18 protein-coding genes are annotated in these 18,087 nt (G+C 71.2%); 10 read left to right on the top strand and 8 right to left on the bottom strand.

Going from position 1 to position 18,087, the window contains the following annotated elements:
* Positions 1 to 25: 25 nt before the first annotated feature.
* From ribH to QBL25_RS08990, 6 genes are all read left to right on the top strand, one after another.
* Complete coding sequence (ribH, locus tag QBL25_RS09015; RefSeq protein WP_409056498.1) at positions 26 to 511, top strand: 6,7-dimethyl-8-ribityllumazine synthase; 486 nt, start codon at positions 26 to 28, stop codon at positions 509 to 511.
* 35 nt (positions 512 to 546) lie between these two features.
* Positions 547 to 819, top strand: a complete 273-nt coding sequence (locus QBL25_RS09010; protein ID WP_055564821.1) for a phosphoribosyl-ATP diphosphatase — start codon at positions 547 to 549, stop codon at positions 817 to 819.
* 61 nt (positions 820 to 880) lie between these two features.
* Entirely contained in the window at positions 881 to 1,729 is an 849-nt protein-coding gene (hisG, locus tag QBL25_RS09005; RefSeq protein WP_409056497.1) for an ATP phosphoribosyltransferase, read from the top strand.
* A 22-nt stretch (positions 1,730 to 1,751) separates the two neighbouring features.
* Positions 1,752 to 2,198 (top strand): PH domain-containing protein, encoded by a 447-nt coding sequence (locus QBL25_RS09000; protein WP_409056496.1) that lies wholly within the window; start codon positions 1,752 to 1,754, stop codon positions 2,196 to 2,198.
* A 198-nt stretch (positions 2,199 to 2,396) separates the two neighbouring features.
* Positions 2,397 to 3,767, top strand: coding sequence for a hemolysin family protein (locus QBL25_RS08995; RefSeq protein ID WP_409056495.1), 1,371 nt, complete (start codon positions 2,397 to 2,399; stop codon positions 3,765 to 3,767).
* A complete protein-coding gene (locus QBL25_RS08990) occupies positions 3,764 to 4,894 on the top strand; it encodes a hemolysin family protein (protein ID WP_409056494.1) in 1,131 nt (376 codons plus the stop codon). The genes QBL25_RS08995 and QBL25_RS08990 overlap by 4 nt, the downstream gene beginning before the upstream one ends.
* Positions 4,895 to 4,931: 37 nt before the next feature.
* On the opposite strand, the gene QBL25_RS08985 is transcribed toward QBL25_RS08990, so the two are convergent.
* Entirely contained in the window at positions 4,932 to 6,800 is a 1,869-nt protein-coding gene (locus tag QBL25_RS08985; protein ID WP_409056493.1) for an AAA family ATPase, read from the bottom strand.
* A 433-nt stretch (positions 6,801 to 7,233) separates the two neighbouring features.
* Positions 7,234 to 7,878: a uridine kinase gene (locus QBL25_RS08980; protein WP_409056492.1), complete on the bottom strand. Its 645-nt coding sequence runs from the start codon at positions 7,876 to 7,878 to the stop codon at positions 7,234 to 7,236.
* A gap of 204 nt (positions 7,879 to 8,082) precedes the next feature.
* Between QBL25_RS08980 and QBL25_RS08975 the strand changes: the two genes are divergently transcribed.
* Positions 8,083 to 9,447: a peptidase C39 family protein gene (locus QBL25_RS08975; RefSeq protein ID WP_409056491.1), complete on the top strand. Its 1,365-nt coding sequence runs from the start codon at positions 8,083 to 8,085 to the stop codon at positions 9,445 to 9,447.
* Positions 9,448 to 9,518: 71 nt separating this feature from the next.
* Here the strand turns inward: QBL25_RS08975 and QBL25_RS08970 are convergent, their stop codons facing one another.
* Positions 9,519 to 9,692: a hypothetical protein gene (locus QBL25_RS08970; RefSeq protein ID WP_409056490.1), complete on the bottom strand. Its 174-nt coding sequence runs from the start codon at positions 9,690 to 9,692 to the stop codon at positions 9,519 to 9,521.
* Between the two features lie 106 nt (positions 9,693 to 9,798).
* Positions 9,799 to 11,280, bottom strand: a complete 1,482-nt coding sequence (locus QBL25_RS08965) for a M1 family metallopeptidase (RefSeq protein ID WP_409056489.1) — start codon at positions 11,278 to 11,280, stop codon at positions 9,799 to 9,801.
* A 256-nt stretch (positions 11,281 to 11,536) separates the two neighbouring features.
* Here QBL25_RS08965 and QBL25_RS08960 point away from each other — a divergent pair, with 256 nt between their 5' ends.
* A complete protein-coding gene (locus QBL25_RS08960; protein WP_409056488.1) occupies positions 11,537 to 11,704 on the top strand; it encodes an SCO1431 family membrane protein in 168 nt (55 codons plus the stop codon).
* On the opposite strand, the gene QBL25_RS08955 is transcribed toward QBL25_RS08960, so the two are convergent.
* The 3 genes from QBL25_RS08955 to QBL25_RS08945 are packed head-to-tail and all read right to left on the bottom strand — an operon-like array spanning position 11,682 to position 14,304.
* The gene (locus tag QBL25_RS08955) at positions 11,682 to 12,722 is read right to left on the bottom strand and encodes a hypothetical protein (RefSeq protein WP_409056487.1); all 1,041 of its coding nucleotides are present in this window, start codon (positions 12,720 to 12,722) and stop codon (positions 11,682 to 11,684) included. The two genes, QBL25_RS08960 and QBL25_RS08955, sit on opposite strands and share 23 nt — an antisense overlap.
* Positions 12,719 to 13,699 carry a DUF6114 domain-containing protein gene (locus QBL25_RS08950; RefSeq protein WP_409056486.1) on the bottom strand — a complete coding sequence of 327 codons (981 nt, stop codon included), beginning with the start codon at positions 13,697 to 13,699 and terminating at the stop codon, positions 12,719 to 12,721. Before QBL25_RS08950 ends, QBL25_RS08955 begins: the two co-directional genes overlap by 4 nt.
* Entirely contained in the window at positions 13,690 to 14,304 is a 615-nt protein-coding gene (locus QBL25_RS08945) for a DUF6230 family protein (protein ID WP_409056485.1), read from the bottom strand. The genes QBL25_RS08950 and QBL25_RS08945 overlap by 10 nt, the downstream gene beginning before the upstream one ends.
* A gap of 134 nt (positions 14,305 to 14,438) precedes the next feature.
* Here QBL25_RS08945 and QBL25_RS08940 point away from each other — a divergent pair, with 134 nt between their 5' ends.
* The gene (locus QBL25_RS08940) at positions 14,439 to 15,101 is read left to right on the top strand and encodes a TetR/AcrR family transcriptional regulator (protein WP_409056484.1); all 663 of its coding nucleotides are present in this window, start codon (positions 14,439 to 14,441) and stop codon (positions 15,099 to 15,101) included.
* Positions 15,102 to 15,152: 51 nt separating this feature from the next.
* Here QBL25_RS08940 and QBL25_RS08935 read toward each other — a convergent pair whose 3' ends face one another.
* The gene (locus QBL25_RS08935; protein WP_409056483.1) at positions 15,153 to 16,409 is read right to left on the bottom strand and encodes a glycoside hydrolase family 18 protein; all 1,257 of its coding nucleotides are present in this window, start codon (positions 16,407 to 16,409) and stop codon (positions 15,153 to 15,155) included.
* A 375-nt stretch (positions 16,410 to 16,784) separates the two neighbouring features.
* On the opposite strand from QBL25_RS08935, the gene QBL25_RS08930 reads away from it, so the two are divergent.
* Entirely contained in the window at positions 16,785 to 17,960 is a 1,176-nt protein-coding gene (locus tag QBL25_RS08930) for an acyl-CoA dehydrogenase family protein (protein WP_409056482.1), read from the top strand.
* Positions 17,961 to 18,087: the final 127 nt, after the last annotated feature.

Genomic DNA, 18,087 nt, shown 5'->3' with positions numbered 1-18,087 from the left:
CTGCCAGAGCGACCAGGAGAAGCGCGTGAGCGGCAAGGGTGCACCCGAACTGACCGTGAAGAACTGCGGCGACCTGCGGGTCGCGGTGATCGCCGCCCAGTGGCACGAGAAGGTCATGGACGGCCTCGTCGACGGCGCCCTGCGCGCCCTGCACGAGCTCGGCATCGACGAGCCGACCGTCCTGCGCGTCCCCGGCAGCTTCGAGCTGCCGGTCGTCGCCAAGGTCCTCGCGGGCCGCGGCTACGACGCGATCGTGGCCCTCGGCGTCGTCATCCGCGGCGGAACACCGCACTTCGAGTACGTGTGCCAGGGCGTCACCCAGGGCCTGACCCAGGTCACGGTCGACACCGGCGTGCCCATCGGCTTCGGCGTCCTCACCTGTGACACCGAGGAGCAGGCCCTGGACCGGGCGGGCATCGAGGGCTCCCGCGAGGACAAGGGGCACGAAGCGGTCACCGCCGCCGTCGCCACCGCGACCACGCTGCGTACGATCTCCGAACCCTGGCGGTGAGCGGGGCCGGCGAGCCGCGTAAAGTAAGCGACATCATGTCCAAGAAGACTTTCGAGGAGCTCTTCACCGAGCTCCAGCACAAGGCCGCCAACGGCGACCCCGCCACGTCGCGCACCGCCGAGCTGGTCGACAAGGGCGTCCATGCCATCGGCAAGAAGGTCGTCGAGGAGGCCGCCGAAGTCTGGATGGCCGCCGAGCACGAGGGCAAGGAAGCCGCGGCCGAGGAGATCTCGCAGCTCCTGTACCACGTACAGGTGATGATGGTCGCCCGCGGCATCTCCCTCGACGACGTGTACGCCCACCTCTGAGCCGTACGCCCCAGCCCCTCAGCTCACCCGAACTCCCCTGAACGCAAAGGAATCCGTCCTCATGCTGCGCATCGCCGTCCCCAACAAGGGTTCACTGTCCGGACCTGCGTCGGCGATGCTCCATGAGGCCGGATACCAGCAGCGCAAGGAGTCCAAGGAGCTCGTCCTCGTCGACCCGGACAACGAAGTCGAGTTCTTCTACCTCCGGCCCAAGGACATCGCGATCTATGTCTCGGCCGGCAAGCTCGACATCGGCATCACCGGCCAGGACCTCCTGATCGACTCCGGTGCGAACGCCGAGACGATCCTGCCGCTCGGCTTCGCCCGCTCCACCTTCCGCTTCGCCGCCAAGCCGGGCACCGCGAACACCATCGCGGACCTCGCGGGCAAGACCGTCGCGACCTCGTACGAGGGCATCGTCGCCAAGCACCTCGCGGACAGCGGCATCGACGCCTCCGTCGTCCACCTGGACGGCGCCGTCGAGACCGCCATCGAGCTGGGCGTCGCCCAGGTCATCGCGGACGTCGTGGAGACCGGCACCTCGCTGCGCAACGCGGGCCTCGAAGTGTTCGGCGAGCCGATCATGAAGTCCGAGGCGGTCGTCATCCGGCGCACCGGAGCGGCCGACGACGACCCCAAGGTCCAGCAGTTCCTGCGCCGCCTCCAGGGCGTCCTGGTCGCCCGGGCGTACGTGATGATGGACTACGACTGCCGTGCCGAGCACCTGGAGCAGGCCGTCGCCCTCACCCCGGGCCTGGAGTCGCCGACGATCTCCCCGCTGCACAACGAAGGCTGGGTCGCCGTCCGGTCCATGGTCCCGGCCAAGGAGGCCCAGCGGATCATGGACGACCTCTACGCCATCGGGGCGCGGGCCATCCTGACCACGGCCATCCACGCCTGCCGCCTCTGACCGCCGGCAGGAGACCACGGCCATGACCGAACAGACCGACATCCCCGCCCTGCCCGTCACCTTCCGGCCGAGCAGGACCCGGGCCGTCCTGCTCAGCGCGGGCGCCGCGATCCTCGTGGTCCTCACGGTGATCGCGCTGCTCATCCCGGGCCTCAGCCCGGGGGAGCGGCTCAGCTTCATCTTCACCGGCGTGCTGCTCCTCGGTGTCCTGATGCTCCTGAGCAGGCCCAAGGTCGTCGCCGACGAGTCCGGCGTGACCGTCGTCAACATCGCCACCAGCAGGCGCCTGGCCTGGGCCGAGATCGTCCAGGTCAACCTGCGCCCCGGCGACCCGTGGGTGTTCCTCAACCTCAGCGACGGCACCAGCCTGCCCGCCATGGGCATCCAGCCGGGCATCGCCAAGCAGCGGGCCATCAGCGACGCCCGCGCGCTGCGTGCCCTCGCCGACGCCCGGACCCCGCAGGGCTGACGCTCGCGGCCCGGTCGTGATTAATCTGGTGGCGGGGCACGCATGGTGTGCCGCCCCGCCCCTGTCGGGCCCGCCCGGTCCACAGGGGCTCCTGCTACCCGAGGAGTGACTCCCTCCGGCGATGGACGGTTCGTCCTGTAGTACATGCGCCGCCCCCTCCAGGCCCTCCGGGACCGGACACACCAGGGAGGCGGCGGCATGACCACATCCCTGCTGCTTCTCGGGGCGGCATTCCTGCTGATCCTGGCCAACGGCTTCTTCGTGGCCGCCGAGTTCGGGCTCGTCACCGTGGAGCGCCCGGACGCCGAGAAGGCCGCCGCCGAAGGCGACCGACGGGCCCGTACGGTCGTCGACGCCCTCAAGGAGCTGTCCTTCCAGCTCTCCGGCACCCAGCTCGGCATCACCATCACCTCGCTCGTCGTCGGCATGCTCGCCGAACCGGCCCTCGCGCAGCTGCTCGCGGGCCCGTTCACGGCGACCGGCCTCCCCGAAGGCGCCGTACCGGGCGTCTGCGTGGTCGTCGGCATGCTCCTGGCGTCCGCCGTGCAGATGGTCATCGGCGAGCTGGTCCCGAAGAACTGGGCGGTGTCCAGGCCGCTCCAGGTCGCGCGGTTCGTCGCGGGCCCGCAGCACGCCTTCTCGCGCCTCTTCCGGCCCGTGATCTCCCTCCTGAACGCCACGGCCAACCGGCTCGTGCGGCTGCTGGGCGTCGAGCCGGCCGACGAGCTGGCCTCGGCCCGCACCCCCGGCGAACTGGTCTCCCTGGCCCGGCACTCGGCCCAGGCCGGCACCCTCGAACAGGACACGGCGGACCTGTTCGTCCGCACGCTGTCCCTGGGCGAGCTGACCGCGCAGCACGTCATGACCCCGCGCGTGAAGGTCAGCGCCCTCCAGACGTCCGCCACCGCGGAGGACGTGGTGAACCTGACCCGCGCCACCGGTCTCTCGCGCTTCCCCGTCTACCGGGAGCGCATCGACGAGATCGTCGGCATGGTGCACCTCAAGGACGCCCTCGCGGTCCCGGCCCACGAGCGCCTGCGGGCACCCGTCGGCCGCATCGCGCAGACGCCCCTCCTGGTCCCCGAGACGCTGCCCGTGCGCCAGCTCCTGGAACAGCTGCGCAGTCAGCAGCCGATAGCCGTCGTCGTGGACGAGTACGGCGGCACGGCGGGCGTGGTCACCCTGGAGGACATCGTCGAGGAGCTCGTCGGCGAGGTCCGCGACGAGCACGACCTGCTCGACCTGCCGGACATCGCCGCGGCGCCGGCCGAGGACGGCCGGCCCGCCTGGGACGCGGACGGCAGCTGCCGCGTCGACACCCTCCAGCGGATAGGACTCGACGTCCCCGAGGGGCCGTACGAGACCGTGGCGGGGCTGGTCGCCGATCTCCTCGGCCGCATCCCCGCGCCCGGCGACCGCGCCGAACTTCCCGGCTGGCGCCTCGCGGTGCGCCAGGTCGACCACTACCGCGCCGAGCGGGTCCGTCTCGTACGGGTCCCGCGGGCGACTGATGCCCCTGATGCCGGCGATGCCCCCGAGGCCAAGAGCGTGGTGGAGGCCGCCCGATGAGCATGCTCCAACTCCTGTTCGCCCTGCTCCTCGTCCTCGCCAACGGCTTCTTCGTCGGGGCCGAGTTCGCGCTCGTCTCCGTGCGCCGCAGCCAGATCGAGCCGCTGGACGGCAAGCGGGCCCGCCAGGTCCTGTACGGCCTCGAACACCTGCCGCAGATGATGGCGGCCGCCCAGTTCGGCATCACCGTGTGCTCGCTGACGCTCGGCGCGGTCGCCGAGCCCACCGTCGCGCATCTGCTGGAGCCCGTCTTCGCGGCGGCGCACGTCCCCGAAGGGGCGATCCATCCGCTCGGGTACGCCATCGCGCTCGCCGTGGTGGTCTTCCTGCACCTCGTCGTCGGCGAGATGGTCCCGAAGAACCTGGCGATGGCCGCCCCGGAGAAGACCGCGCTCTGGTTCAGCCCCGGTCTCGTCGCCTTCGCCCGTCTGTGCCGGCCGGTGACGGTGGCGCTCGGGGCGTGCGCGCGGCTCGTCCTGAAGCTCTTCGGGGTCGAGCCGAAGGACGAGGTCGAGGCCGTCTTCACCAGCGAGCAGCTCAACCGCCTCGTCGGCGACTCGGGCGAGGCGGGGCTGCTCGAACCCGAGGAGCAGGAGCGCCTGGAGGACGCGCTGGAGCTGGGCTCGCGCCCGGTGACGGACGTCCTGCTCGACCGGGCGTCCCTGGTGACCGTGGGCCCCGGGGTCACCCCCGCCCAGGTCATCGGACTCACCGGGCGCACCGGCTACTCCCGCTTCCCGGTGTGCGCGGAGAACGGCGCCTTCATGGGCTACCTGCACGTGAAGGACGTGCTCGACCTCACCGAGGGGGCGGGGACGGACCGCGCGGTGCCGCAGCAGGTGTGGCGCCCGATGACGACCCTGCGCGCCGAACTGCCCCTGGACGACGCCCTGACGGTGATGCGCCGCGCCGCGACGCATCTGGCGCAGGTCGCCGACGCCTCGGGCAAGGTGCTCGGCCTGGTGGCCCTGGAGGACGTACTGGAGCTGCTTGTCGGCGAGGTGTGCGACCCGGCGCACCGGGTGGCGGTGCCCCGCGCGTCCCAGGAGGCCCAGGAGGCCCAGGAGGCGCAGAACGCACAGAAGGCGCAGAAGAGCTGGCAGGCGCAGGACCGGGCCCTGGTGTGAGCGTGCGGGGCGGCGGCCCCGGGGCGGGCGCGGGGTCTCAGACCCGCGGCGGGTCCTGGGGCCCCCGCCCCGAGAGCACCTCTCCGTACGCCTGCATCAGGTCGGGGAGCCGCAGGGTCGACAAGTCGTCACGGCTCGGTTCGCCGGCATAGCCCGACAGGCGCAGATCGCGGTAGGCGCAGCTCTTCTCGTAGAGCGTGCGCAGGAAGCGGCCGTTGCCCAGCTCGTCGATCCAGGCCTGGTGGACGACGTGCCCGCTGATGGAGCGCAGCTCGTCGAGCGCCTCCTCGTCCCAGACGTCGCCGTTGTCGGCCGCCAGGACCTCACCGATCGAGGTGAGCTCCAGAGGGCGGTACGAGGGGAAGTCCACGCGGGTGGTGAAGCGCGACGAGAGCCCGGGGTTGGCGGCGAGGAGGCGGTCCATGCCCTCGGGGTAGCCCGCGAGGATCACGACCAGGTGGTCGCGGTTGTCCTCGGCGCGCTTGAGCAGCACCTGGAGGGCCTCGTCGCCGTACGCGTCGCCCTTGCCGTAGCCCGAGTTGGACAGGGAGTAGGCCTCGTCCACGAAGAGGACGCCGCCGATCGCCGAGTCGATCAGTTCGTTGGCCTTCACGGCGGTCTGGCCGAGATACTCGCCGACGAGGTCGGCGCGCTGCGCCTCCACCAGGTGGTCGCCGCCCAGCAGGCCCAGGGCGTAGAACGCGCGTCCCAGGATGCGGGCCACGGTGGTCTTGCCGGTGCCGGAGGGGCCGGAGAAGACGAAGTGTCGTTTCGGCGGCTGTACGGGCAGGCCCTGCGCGGCCCGCAGGCGCGCCATGTTCAGCTGCGCCGAGAGGGCCTTCACCTGCCGCTTGACCGGCTCCAGGCCCACCATCCCCTCCAGTTCGGCGAGGGCGGCCTCCAGGAGGGCCGGGTCGGTGGGGCCGGGCGGCAGCTGCGGCACCCCCGGCTGGATGGGGATCACCGCCTTCTCGCGCACCGAGTCGGCGCCGGCGCCGCCGGTGGAGGGCAGTTCCGGGTCGGTCACCTTCAGGTCGCGGCCCTCCGTGCCGAACAGCGGGTCGATCCCGTCGGGGCCGTCCATCACGTCCTGCCCGAAGCCGGTCAGGGCGATCGCCGCCAGGTCGGTGACCTCGTCGTACCCGTCGCCCTCGGAGATCGCCGCGAGCCGTGCGGAGGTGTCCATGAAGGAGGGGTCCACCCGGTGCACCGCGCGGTACAGCGGCAGGGCCGCCGCCGAGCGGCCGGTGCCCTCGTGCGCGCGGGCCAGCCAGTAGCGCAGCTCCTTGCGCTGGGGCTGCTCGCTGCGGCAGCGCATCAGGGCGGAGGACAGGAGCGGCTCCGCCTGGCCGTACATCTCCAGGCGGACGCGGGCCATGCCTCCGAAGAGGCCCGCCTCGATGCCCAGCATGGCGTCGTCGATGAGCGAGTCCGTGTGCCGGACCAACTGCTCCCAGTCCTTGACCAGATAGGACCGGCAGGCGTGCAGGAACCGCACCTGCGGATCCGCGTCGACCGGCGGCAGGCCCGCCAACGCCCGGTCGAGCTCGGGGACATGGCGGCCGTCGAGCCAGTGCGAGGCGTGCGCCAGCAGCAGGTCGCGCGTGCTCTCCAGGACGGGCTGGACCCACCATCCCAGCCAGTACCAGGAGTTGAGCGTGCGCCCGTGCCGGGCGCGCTGTTCGCCGAACCTGTCCCGGTGCTGGAACATCCGCAGGAGCGCCGTCGTCGTGTCGATGCGCAGCGCGTGCAGTCCGAGCCAGCCGTCGGCCATCCCCGGATCCATCCGCACCGCGGCCCGGAACTCCTCCTCCGCCTGCGGATAGGCGCCCATCGTGTAGGCGTCGACGCCCCTCAGCCAGGCGAGGTCGGCCGGGGCGGGTGAGCCCACCGCGTCGAAGTCCATCACGTCCCCCACAAACCGTGCCCCCGTTTGTGTACCGCCGGACCGGTGTCCGTCGGCAACTTCGCTGAACCGCCGTGCTGCGGACGGACGTTGTTCCGGTGCGCAGAGCAGCCGTCCGTAAAACGCACCGAAAGGCATCGTACCTGCGGGGGAGCGCTCGGCCGTAGGGTGCCGCAGCGCGGGATCAGGCAGGTGAAGGGGAGGCCCGTCGTCACCCAGGGTGAGCGAAAGGCGGCTCGCAGCGTCCGGAATGCGAGGTCGGGGGGCAGAACGAAGCCCCCGATCACGGGGGAACAACCGGGGGCTTCGCGTCTGCGGGCGACCCCGAAAGGCCGCACATTCAGAACGTAAGTCCTGTAAGGGCCCTCGGTCAAGCCGAGTTGGGGCACTGATGAAAACTGGCGCGAAGTTCTGGGAGCGCTCTTTGCGAGGTTCAGCTGACCGCCGATGGGCCGTCACCCTGCGTTACGGTTTGGGTCTGTGCAGCCGTCCCACTGGGTCCCGGCAGCACCTCATATCCCTCGCGCCTCTGTCGCACCAAAGACTGAGCGAAGGGGCGCGAAGGGTCTTCCGCGAAGTGCCGGCGCTCCGCCGGTTCCCATCCGTCCCAGAAGTCGCTCTGGACCGCTCCGTCCCGATGGCGTCCGCGCCCCCAGGACTCGTCGCGGGGCAGCTCCATCCACAGCAGCCGCGCCAGGAGCGGACGCAGCGCGCGGCGCCCCGCACCGACCCCCTCGACGAGGACCACGGGGGTGGGCGGCAGGGCGCGGGTCCCCGGTCCGAAGCGGCACGCGTGCCAGTCGTACGGCTCGTAGTGCGCCGTCTCGCCGCGCGAGAGCGGCACGAGGACCTGGCTCCGCAGCCGCTCCGTCCAGTCGAACAGCGCCGCGTGGCTCGCGATGTCGTCGAGGCGCAGGACGGGCGCGCCCCCGAGCGCCTCGGCCAGGCGGTCCGCGAACGTCGACTTGCCGGAGCCCGCGTGCCCGTCGACCGCGACGAGGCGGACGGGGCCGCAGGAGGGCGGCAGCCGCAGCAGTTCCGCGGCGACGCGGGGCAAGGGAGTGACGTGTGCGCTCATCGCGTCAAGCGTACGGGTGCGGAATTGCCCCCTCCGCGCGCCGTCGCAGCTCACGCCAGTGGTCGAGGCCAATATTGGCGGACGCGGTGGTGGTCGAAGCGCTGGCAGAAGTCGGCGTGGAGCAGCCATAGTTGGCCTACCGCCCTGCACCTGACCTGCCCCTTCCGGATCCCTCCGGAACCCACGTCGACTGGGGGTCCCGCCATGGACCGAGCTGATGACATGTCCCGCAGAACCGTCCTGTCCGCGGCCGCTGCCGTGGCGGCGCTTGCCGCCACCGCGAGCCCGGCGCTCGCCGCGGGTGCGGGCCGCCCCGCGCCCCGCGCGAAGCGGCCCGTGAGCAACCGCTTCTGGTCCTCGCACGCGGACTGGAGCGCCGGAACCGCCGACGGCACCCGCGCCGTCTCCGGGGCCCGCCCGGCCGTGGAGATCGCCGAGGCCGCGGGCCGCACCGACTACGCGGATCCGCACACCGGCAAGACCGCCACCTGGGAGTACGCCCGGTGGACCTCGCCGGTGCACCGCCCCGCCGTCCCCGCGACGGAGGTCATCGCCTCCTGGAACGCCCGCACCCCCGCCGGGACGTGGCTCCAGGTCGAGCTCCAGGGAACGTACTCGGACCAGGCGAAGACCCCTTGGTACGTCCTGGGCCGCTGGGCCTCGGGCGACGACAAGGACAAGGACATCCGCCGTACGTCGGTCGACGACCAGAGCGACGGCAAGTCGAGCATCTGGACGGACACTTTCTCCATCGACGACACGACGACGGGCCTGCGCCTCGTCTCGTACCGTCTGCGCCTGACCCTCTACCGCAAGCCGGGCGCGACGGAGAGCCCGACCGTCTGGCGGCTCGGCGCGATGGCGTCCGCCGTCCCCGACCGCTTCACGGTCCCGGCGTCCGAGCCGGGGCTCGCCAAGGAGCTGAAGGTCCCGCGCTACTCCCAGGAGATCCACGCCGGGCAGTACCCCGAGTACGACAACGGCGGCGAGGCCTGGTGCAGCCCCACCTCCTCGCAGATGATCATAGAGTTCTGGGGCCGCAAGCCGACCGCCGCCGACCTCGCCTGGGTCGACCCTTCCTACGCCGACCCGCAGGTGTGCCACGCGGCACGCCAGGTCTTCGACTACCAGTACGCGGGCTGCGGCAACTGGCCCTTCAACGCGGCTTACGCGTCGACGTACAAGGACATGCAGGGCGTGGTGACCCGCCTGGCCTCGCTCACGGAACTGGAGTCGCTGATCGCCGCGGGCATCCCGGCCATAACGTCCCAGTCGTTCCTCAAGGAGGAGCTGACGGGCGCCGGTTACGGCACGGCGGGCCACCTGATGACGGTGATCGGCTTCACCCGGAAGGGCGACGTGATCGCCAACGACCCGGCCTCACCGAGCAACGAGGCGGTACGCAGGATCTACAAGCGCCGCGAGTGGGAGAACATCTGGCTCCGCACGAAGCGCCACAACGCCACGGGCAAGGTCGTCTCGGGCACGGGAGGCGTCTGCTACCTGTACTTCCCGACGAAACTCTCGGCCAAGCAGAAGAAGGCGCTGGCGGACGTGGGGATTCACTGAGGTCAGCCCGGCAAGCAGGACCGCGACGGCCCCTCCCCGGGTGGGGGAGGGGCCGTCGGGTGTTTCGGGGGTTACTTCGGGGCGGGGGGTGTGCGGCGCATTCTTGCGGCCTTTTCGTCCACCTCCGTCTGGGAGGTGCCGGCCGCGACGACGATCACCGCCTGGGAACCGTCCGGCAACGTCGCCTCCCGCATCTCCGTGCCCAGCAACGCGGGTCGCTTCCGCTCCTGCTCGTGGTCCGCCATGAGACCTCCCAGTTCGACGGGTGGCCCAACCTAGCCCCGGATCGGCCCGTACAAGCGTCCGACAGGCCACTTCACACGAACGCCGCCGCCAGACGACGGACGGGCCTCAGTCCTGGACCGGGGTCACCACCCAGTCCGGGTGCCCCGGCATGGGCGGTGTCTTCGGGCCGTACAGCCACGGCCGCAGGAAGCCCTCCAGGTCCTCGCCCGCGACCTTCGACGCCAGGTCGATGAACTGCTGGGTGCTCGCGGTCTTCCCGCGGAAGCCGCTCACCCAGGCCCGCTCGATCTTCTCGAACGTGGCGTTGCCGACCTGCTCCCGCAGGGCGTACAGGACCAGGGCCGAGCCGTCGTACCGCATGCGCTTGAAGAGGTTCGGCTCGGTCGGCTCCGCGGGGGCGCCCACGTCGTGGCGCCACTGGTCGTGCGCCGCGTAAGCCGTCTTCATGGCGGCCTCGAAGCTGTCGCCGCCGTGCTCCTCGGAGTACATCCGTTCGTAGAACCGGGCGTGCCCCTCGCTCACCCACAGGTCGGACCAGCCCTTCAGGGCCACGCTGTCGCCGAACCACTGGTGGGTCAGCTCGTGCACCATGTTCCGCTCGGCGTCGACCTTCGTGCCCAGGAGGTCGGCCTTCGGGATCAGCGAGAGGGTCTGGGTCTCCAGGGCGACGGCCAGGTCCGTGTCGCCGACCAGGAGGCCGTAGCGGTTGAAGGGATAGGGGCCCAGCTTCTCCTGGAGCCAGGCGAGATGGTCCGGGGTGAGTGCGCGGTACTCCGCCGTCGGCTCGACCAGGGCGTCGGGGACGACGTCCCGCAGCGGCAGCCCGCCCGGGCCCTCGCCGTCGACCAGCGTGAACTTGCCGACCGCCAGCTGCACCAGCTGCGTGGACAGCGGCTGTTCGGAGTCGTACGTCCAGCGCACCCGGTCGCCGGGGCGCTCCGCCCGGTCGACGAGCCGGCCGTTCGCGACCGCCGTCAGGTCCTTGGGCGTGGTGATGCGGAAGGTGATCGGCGCGCGCTGGCTGGGGTGGTCGTTGGCCGGGAAGATCAGCCGGGCTCCGTTCGGCTGGGGGTAGACCACCGTGCCGTCGGCGGTGGGGATCCAGCCGTAGTCCTCGATGGCGTCGTCACGGTGGCGCGTCTGCGTCGGGTCCGCGGTGTACGTGACCTTGGCGGTGAACGTACGGCCCTTGGCGATCGGGGACTTGGGCGTGACCGTCAGCTCGTCCCCGGCCCGGGTCGTGCCCGCGGCGGAGCCGTCGATCCGTACGCCGTGCAGGGTGTTGCCCCCGAAGTCGAGGTTGAAGCGGGAGAGCGACTGGGTCGCGGTCGCCTTGATCGTCGCCGTCGCCTCGAACGGCGTCCTCGGGGCCTGCCAGTCGAAGTCCAGGGTGTAGCGGTCGACCCGGTATCCGCCGTTGCCGTCCAGCGGGAACATCGGGTCGCCCAGGCCGGGCGCGCCGGGGCTGGGTGACCCGGTCGCGGACGGCGCGGCCTGCGACACCGTGCCGGTGAGGGCCGCCGTCAGGGTGACGGCGACCGCGAGAGCGAGCCGCACTCTGCGGCGGTGCGTCCGGTTCGTACTCATCCGGAACGTGCTCATCGGGAACCTTTCGGTCGGATGGTTGCGCGGACGAGACGGCGGGGGTGCGCCTGGGGGTGAGCCCCGCCGTTGACAGTGAGACGCACGGCACTCGTCCCGAGTTGTGCGGAATCCGGCCGATGAGTGACCAAGCTCTCGCCCGCGACGGCGGAATCCGATGGCAAGGTGGTGGGGTCAGTGGGGGGAGTCCGCTGCCGGACGTCGGGCCGAGAGGCACGACGCATACGTATCGAGTGATGCCATGACCGCTGCCACCGCCCTTGCCGCCGCCCGCGCCACCGCGGGGCCCCGCGCGACCACGCGCACCGGTGGGCCGAAGGAAGACGGCCCGAAGGTGCTGGAGCACGTCCTCGGCTGGACGCTCGTCGTCGTCCTTGCGATGCTCGTCACGCAGATCGGTCTGTTGTGACCCCGGTCTCCTGACCGCCGTGGCCGGGGCCGTCGTGGCCGGGGCCGTCGTGAACCGGTCCGCCGCGATCCGGTCCGTCGTGAACCGGTCCGCCGCGATCCGGTCCGTCGTGCGCTTCACCGCCGCGATCCGGGCCGTCCTGGTCCGTACGGGGAGGCAGCTCCGCCCGCCAGTGCCGGTCCGGCACCCCCACCAGGCCGTACAGCCACCGCACGGGTGACCGCCGCGCCAGCAGCGTGAGTCCAGCCAGCACCGCGAACAGCGGCAGGCCGATCCACCCGCCCAGCAGGCGGACGAGGACGCTCGCGACGAGCGCGCCGGCGAACGGCAGGCCGTAGACCCCGGCCGCCGCGACGGCGATCGCCAGGAGGCGGTGGATCTTTCGGTCCTCGTCCGCGCCCGGCAGCGACCAGCCCTCCGTCAGCCAGCCGATCTGCGTGAGCAGCATCGTGCCGATCACGGCCGCCCCGAAGATCAGCAGCGCCAGGAACGTCCCGGACGTCAGGAAGTCCAGGACGTGGTTGACCACGCTGTCCTGCCGCCAGTCCGCGAAGTCCCGCGCCTCCGCGGAGAAGAACCGCTCGTACCCCCGGCCGTCCCAGCCGTGGACCAGCGTCCCGAAGAGCAGGAAGTACCCGCCCACGCACTGGAGGTAGGCCCAGTAGCCGGCCCCCACCAGGACGAGTCCCTGCGCCACCAGGAAGCCGGTGATCGCGGCGACGGGTAGCCCGCCCGCGTAGAAGAGCACGAACCCCGCCCACACGCCGTCGTGTCCCCGCGCCACGTGCATGGTCGTCCACGCGGGGTTCTGCCAGAGCAGGAAGAGCCCCGTCGGCACCATCAGGACCGCCGCGAACAGCGCGGTGAGCGCCAGGTACGGGTTGGCGGCGCGGCTGCGCGTGCGCGGCCCCTCGCCCGCGTTGATCCGCTCCCAGACCTGGAGCTGCCGGGCCGCGGAGAGCGCGAAGGTCGCGCCGATCGCGTACGCCCAGAAGAGGGCGGCCTGGATCTGGATCATGCCGTCGCCTTCAGGGTGAGCCCGCCCGCGACGATCTCGTCCGAGGTGACCAGGGCCTGCTCGGCCCGGACGTCCGTCATGAAGACGAACGGCGGCACGACGGGCGGCACCGGCAGCTTGTCGGGCGTGAAGGTGATGCAGAGCAGCCCCTCCAGGCAGCCCTTGAACTTGGTCAGATAGAGCGTGACGGAACCGCTGAGGTCCAAGGTGTCGGCGCCCAGGGCGAGTTCCTCGCTCCCGTCGCGCGTCGTCAGCCGGTAGTCGGTCAGCGACGCGGCCTTCATCCGCAGCACCATGACCTTCAACGGCCCGTCGACCGTGGGAATCTCGCGTACGCCGGCCAGGACGAAGCCCTGCGGCGAGAAGAGCGTGGTGGTGACCGTCGGGGGTGTGCGTGCCGCCGTGATCGCCTCGCCGGGGGCCGCCTTCGCCGGAGTCCCGCCCCACAGCGTCGCCCCGACGACGACCACCGGGAGCAGCACGCCGAGCGTCCGCGTGCCCTGCCCGTCGCGCGCCCGCGGCCGCTCGGTGTCCTCCTCGGCGCCCTCGGGCACCGGAGTCCAGCCGAAGCCCATCGCGCTGCCCACGATGCCGAGCACCATGCCCACCAGGAACCCGCCCAGATTAGTGGCCGCGAAGGAGAGCACGGACAGGATCAGGGCGTTGACGCTCACATAGTGATGGGCGTGCGGCAGCAGCCACAGGAAGATCCCGGCGGCGATCAGGGCGAGTCCGATGCCGATCGCCGCGAGCCCGCCGAGCCCCAGGCTGACCAGGACGGTCAGCGGCGACAGCGGCACGAGGAGCAGCTCGGCCCCGCCCAGGATCAGCAGCAGGCCGCCCCAGAAGGGCCGCGTGCGCCGCCACCCGCGCAGCACCCGGCGGGCCTCCCGCAGCGGCAGGCGCTCGTCGAGCCACCCGCCGCCGTCCCGGGCCCACGCCCTGACCCCGGCCCGCCGGCCGCCGGTCAGAAGCACTTCTTGCCGCCGATGCTGACGTCGAGCTTCATGCCCTTGAGCCGGAAGTTCCCGCCGGTCGCCGACCAGGCGTGGGACTTCACCCCGGAGACGGTGATGTCCCCGGCCTGGAGCCCGAACTTCCCTTTCTCGCCCTTGATCCCGGACACCTCGTCGAGGGTCGAGGCGTCCCGTCCGATCTCCGCCGTGCCGAAGCGGGCGTCGCCCTCCAGGTCCTCGCCGTCGATGATGAGGTTGCTCGCGGTGACCTGGCCCGCGGGACCGCCCGCGGTCAGTTTGAACACCACGGTGCCGACCGGGGTCTTGACCTCGGCGGCCTGGCAGATGTCGGAGAGGGTCGCGTCACCGATCCCGAGGAGCGCCACCGGGTGCCCCTTGCCGTCGATGTCCCGGTCGGTCTGTACGTAGGAGGACAGGCCCTCGCTGGTCAGCTTGCCGGACGACACCTGGAAGCTGGTGCCCGAGACGGCGAACGAGGCGGCGAGCGCCCCCTCGGCCATCACGGAGGCCATCGCGCCGACGGCCAGGACGGCCGGCAGGGCCACGACGGCCGTCTTCTTCCAGGAGGTTCTGCCCTGGGGCAAGGGGGTACGCGCTGCGCTCATGAGTCTTCCTCCCGTACGGCGGTCCGTGTGCGTAGGGGGAGTGCGTGAGAGAGCGCCGTCGGGCGCAGAACCGGCAGGTGGCGTGCTTCTGCCATACTGCGGATTCCCGAGGCAGTTGGAGACTAGGGCCGAAATTGAATAATAGTCAACAGCGCGGCACCGACCGTCCCGTGGTCACCCGTCCGCAGGCGCGCGGCACCGACCGATCCGTGGCGCGCCGCGCCGAACTCATCACCATCGGGCGGAAGTTGTTCGCCGACACGTCGTACGACGCCCTGTCGATGGACGACATCGCCAAGCAGGCGAGTGTGGCCAAGGGGTTGATCTACTACTACTTCAAGTCCAAGCGCGGCTACTACCTCGCGATCATCGAGGACTCGGTCGCGGAGCTGGTCGAGCGCGCCGGGCGCCACGACGACCTGCCGCCCGTGGAGCGCGTGCACAGCACCATCGACGGCTATCTGCGCTACGCCGAGCACCATCAGGCGGCGTACCGCACGATCATCAGCGGCGGTGTCGGGTTCGACGCCGAGGTGCAGGCCATTCGCGACGGGGTGCGCGAGGCGCTGATCGGGGCGATCTCCGACGGGGCGTACGGCCGCCGGGACATCCCGGAGCTGGCGCGCACCGCGCTGCTCGGCTGGCTGTGCAGCGTCGAGGGCGTCACGCTCGACTGGATCGGCCGCCGGGGGCTGACGCGCGAGACCGTCTGCGATCTGCTCGTGCGGACCCTGGGCGACACCCTGCGCGTCGTCGAGGAGTTCGAGCCGTCGTTCCCGGCCCCGCCCCGGCCATGAGGAAGGGGCGGGAGCCGTCCGGCTCCCGCCCCCGTCCCCGCGTGCGTGCGGTCAGTCGATGGCCTTGATCAGCTCGCCGTCCGCCGTGTCGCCGCTGAGCTCCCAGAAGAAGGTGCCGCCCAGACCGGCCTGGTTCTTGTAGTCCATCTTCCCCGCGATGGTCGCCGGGGTGTCATAGCTCCACCAGTTGTTCCCGCAGTGCGCGTACGCGGTCCCGCCGACCGTGCCGTTGGCCGGGCACTTGGTCTTCAGTTCCTTGTAGTCGTCGATGCCCGCCTCGTACTTGCCCGCGGCGGCCCCGGTGGCGGTGCCGCCGGGCTCCTTCTGCGTGACACCCGTCCAGCCGCGGCCGTAGAAGCCGATGCCGAGCAGCAGCTTGTCGGACGGGACGCCGAGGCCCTGGAGCTTCTTGATCGTGGCGTCGGTGTTCCAGTTCGCCTTGGGCGCGCCGTCGTACGTCTTCAGCGGGGAGTGCGGGGCGGTCGGGCCCTTCGCCTCCCAGGCGCCGAAGTAGTCGTACGTCATCGGGTTGTACCAGTCGACGTACTGGGCGGCGCCCGCGTAGTCGGCGGCGTCGATCTTGCCGCCGTCCTCGGCGTCGGCCGGGATGGCCGCGGTGACGAGGTTGTCGCCGCCGAACTTCGAACGCACCGCGGACATCAGGTCCTTGTACGCGGCGCGCCCGCTGGTGTCGCAGGTCAGGCCGCAGGCGTTGGGGTACTCCCAGTCGATGTCGATGCCGTCGAAGACATCGGCCCACTTGGAGTTCTCGACCAGGTCGTAGCAGGACTGGGCGAAGGCGGCCGGGTTCTTGGCGGCCTCCGTGAAGCCGCCGGACCAGGTCCAGCCGCCGAAGGACCACAGCACCTTCAGGTCGGGGTGGAGCTTCTTGAGCTTGCGCAGCTGGTTGAAGTTGCCGCGCAGGTCCTGGTCCCAGGTGTCCGCGGTGCCGTCGACGGACTGGTCCGCGGTGTAGGCCTTGTCGGTCGCCGCGTAGGCGTCGCCCATGGTGCACTTGCCGCCCTGGACGTTGCCGAAGGCGTAGTTGATGTGCGTGAGCTTGTCGGCCGAGCCGGACGTCTCGATGTTCTTGACGTGGTAGTTCCGGTCGTAGACACCCCACTCGGTGAAGTATCCGACGACCTTGGAACCGGCCGCGGCCTGCGCGCTCGCGGCCGTGTCGGAGCCGCGGTCGGGGCCCGCGGCGGCGGTGCCCGCGCCGGCGAGGAGGCCCCCGCCGAGTACGGCGCAACACGCGGTGGCGACGAGCGCCCGGAACGGGGCGCGGGGGAGGTGCGGTCTGAGCATCGTTTCTCCTCGTGGGGGGAGAGGGCGCATGGGGGGCGTGGTGCTGTGGACCTGCGGATGCCATGGGGGGCATCCGTGAACTTTGAATTGGCATGAACGCGGTAAGGCGTTCGGCTGGACTCTAGGAGGACTAGACCAGTGAGGTCAATGGTTCGGACCAATTCCGAGCCGCTCTTGCGGCCGTCGGTTATCTTTTGAGTAAGCGGTCGTTAACTAGTGACTGGCTGCCGCCGATCGGGCATACTCAAGCGCCACAGCCGCTGGTCACAGCGCCTTCCGCGACCCGGAAGGGCGCCATCGGCCGGGCCGTGAGACACGGTGGCGCCGCATACCCCGCGGGCCCGCCGCAGTGCCGAAAGGGAGGATGCGATCGCCATGCCTGAGCGAACCTTGCAGCAGTCGGTGGACCGTCAGCTGCCCACGGACGAGGCGCGGGATCTGTTCTCGCTCGTCCGTGAACTCGTCCAGCGGGAGATCACTCCCCGCGCGGCCGAGGAGGAGGACGCCGGGCACTTCCCGCGCGAGGTCTTCGCCCTCCTCTCCGAGTCCGGACTGCTCGGCCTTCCGTACGCCTCCGAGTTCGGCGGCGGCGACCAGCCGTACGAGGTCTATCTCCAGGTCCTGGAAGAGCTCGCCGCGGCCCGGCTCACCGTCGGCCTCGGCGTCAGCGTGCACTCCCTGTCCTGCCACGCCCTCGCGGGGTACGGCACCAAGGAGCAGCAGAGCGAACACCTGCCCGCGATGCTCGGCGGCGGCCTGCTCGGCGCGTACTGCCTCTCCGAGCCCGCTTCGGGATCGGACGCCGCGTCCCTGCGGACCAAGGCCGTCCGGGACGGCGACGACTGGGTGATCACCGGCACGAAGGCCTGGATCACGCACGGCGGGGTCGCCGACTTCTACACCGTCCTGGCCCGCACCGGCGGCGAAGGCGCCCGCGGCATCTCCGCGTTCCTGGTGCCCGGCGACGCCGAGGGCCTGCACGCGGCGCAGCCCGAGAAGAAGATGGGCATGAAGGGCTCGCCCACCGCCCAGATCAACTTCGACGGGGTACGGGTCTCCGACGCCCGCCGCATCGGCGAGGAGGGCCAGGGCTTCGCGATCGCGCTCTCCGCGCTCGACTCGGGGCGGCTGGGCATCGCGGCCTGTGCGATCGGCGTGGCGCAGGCGGCGCTGGACGAGTCCGTTCGGTACGCCACCGAGCGGCGGCAGTTCGGGCGGCCGATCGCGGACTTCCAGGGCCTTCGGTTCATGCTCGCGGACATGGCGACGCAGATCGAGGCCGGCCGGGCGCTCTATCTTTCCGCCGCGCGGCTGCGCGACGCGGGCAGGCCGTTCTCCAAGCAGGCGGCCATGGCCAAACTGCTGTGCACGGACGCCGCGATGAAGGTCACGACGGACGCCGTGCAGGTCCTCGGCGGCTATGGCTACACCGCGGACTTCCCCGTGGAGCGCTTCATGCGCGAGGCGAAGGTGCTGCAAATCGTTGAGGGCACCAATCAGATCCAGCGGATGGTCATCGCCCGTCACCTCGCGGGTCCCGACTCGCGCTGAACTGCCCGAGCCTGACCGGCGGCGCCGCGAGCCGCACCCACTCGGGGTCGTGCCGCCCCGGCAGGGTCTTGCCCCGCTCGCTCCAGTTGCGGATGAGCGCGCGGTAGATCGGCGGGTCCTGCGGGGG

This window comes from Streptomyces sp. SYP-A7185, from assembly GCF_046103685.1.
In the GTDB taxonomy this organism is placed as follows: domain Bacteria; phylum Actinomycetota; class Actinomycetes; order Streptomycetales; family Streptomycetaceae; genus Streptomyces.
The sequence above is the reverse complement of the archived record's forward strand: the minus strand, read 5'-3'. Positions and strand labels throughout refer to the sequence as shown.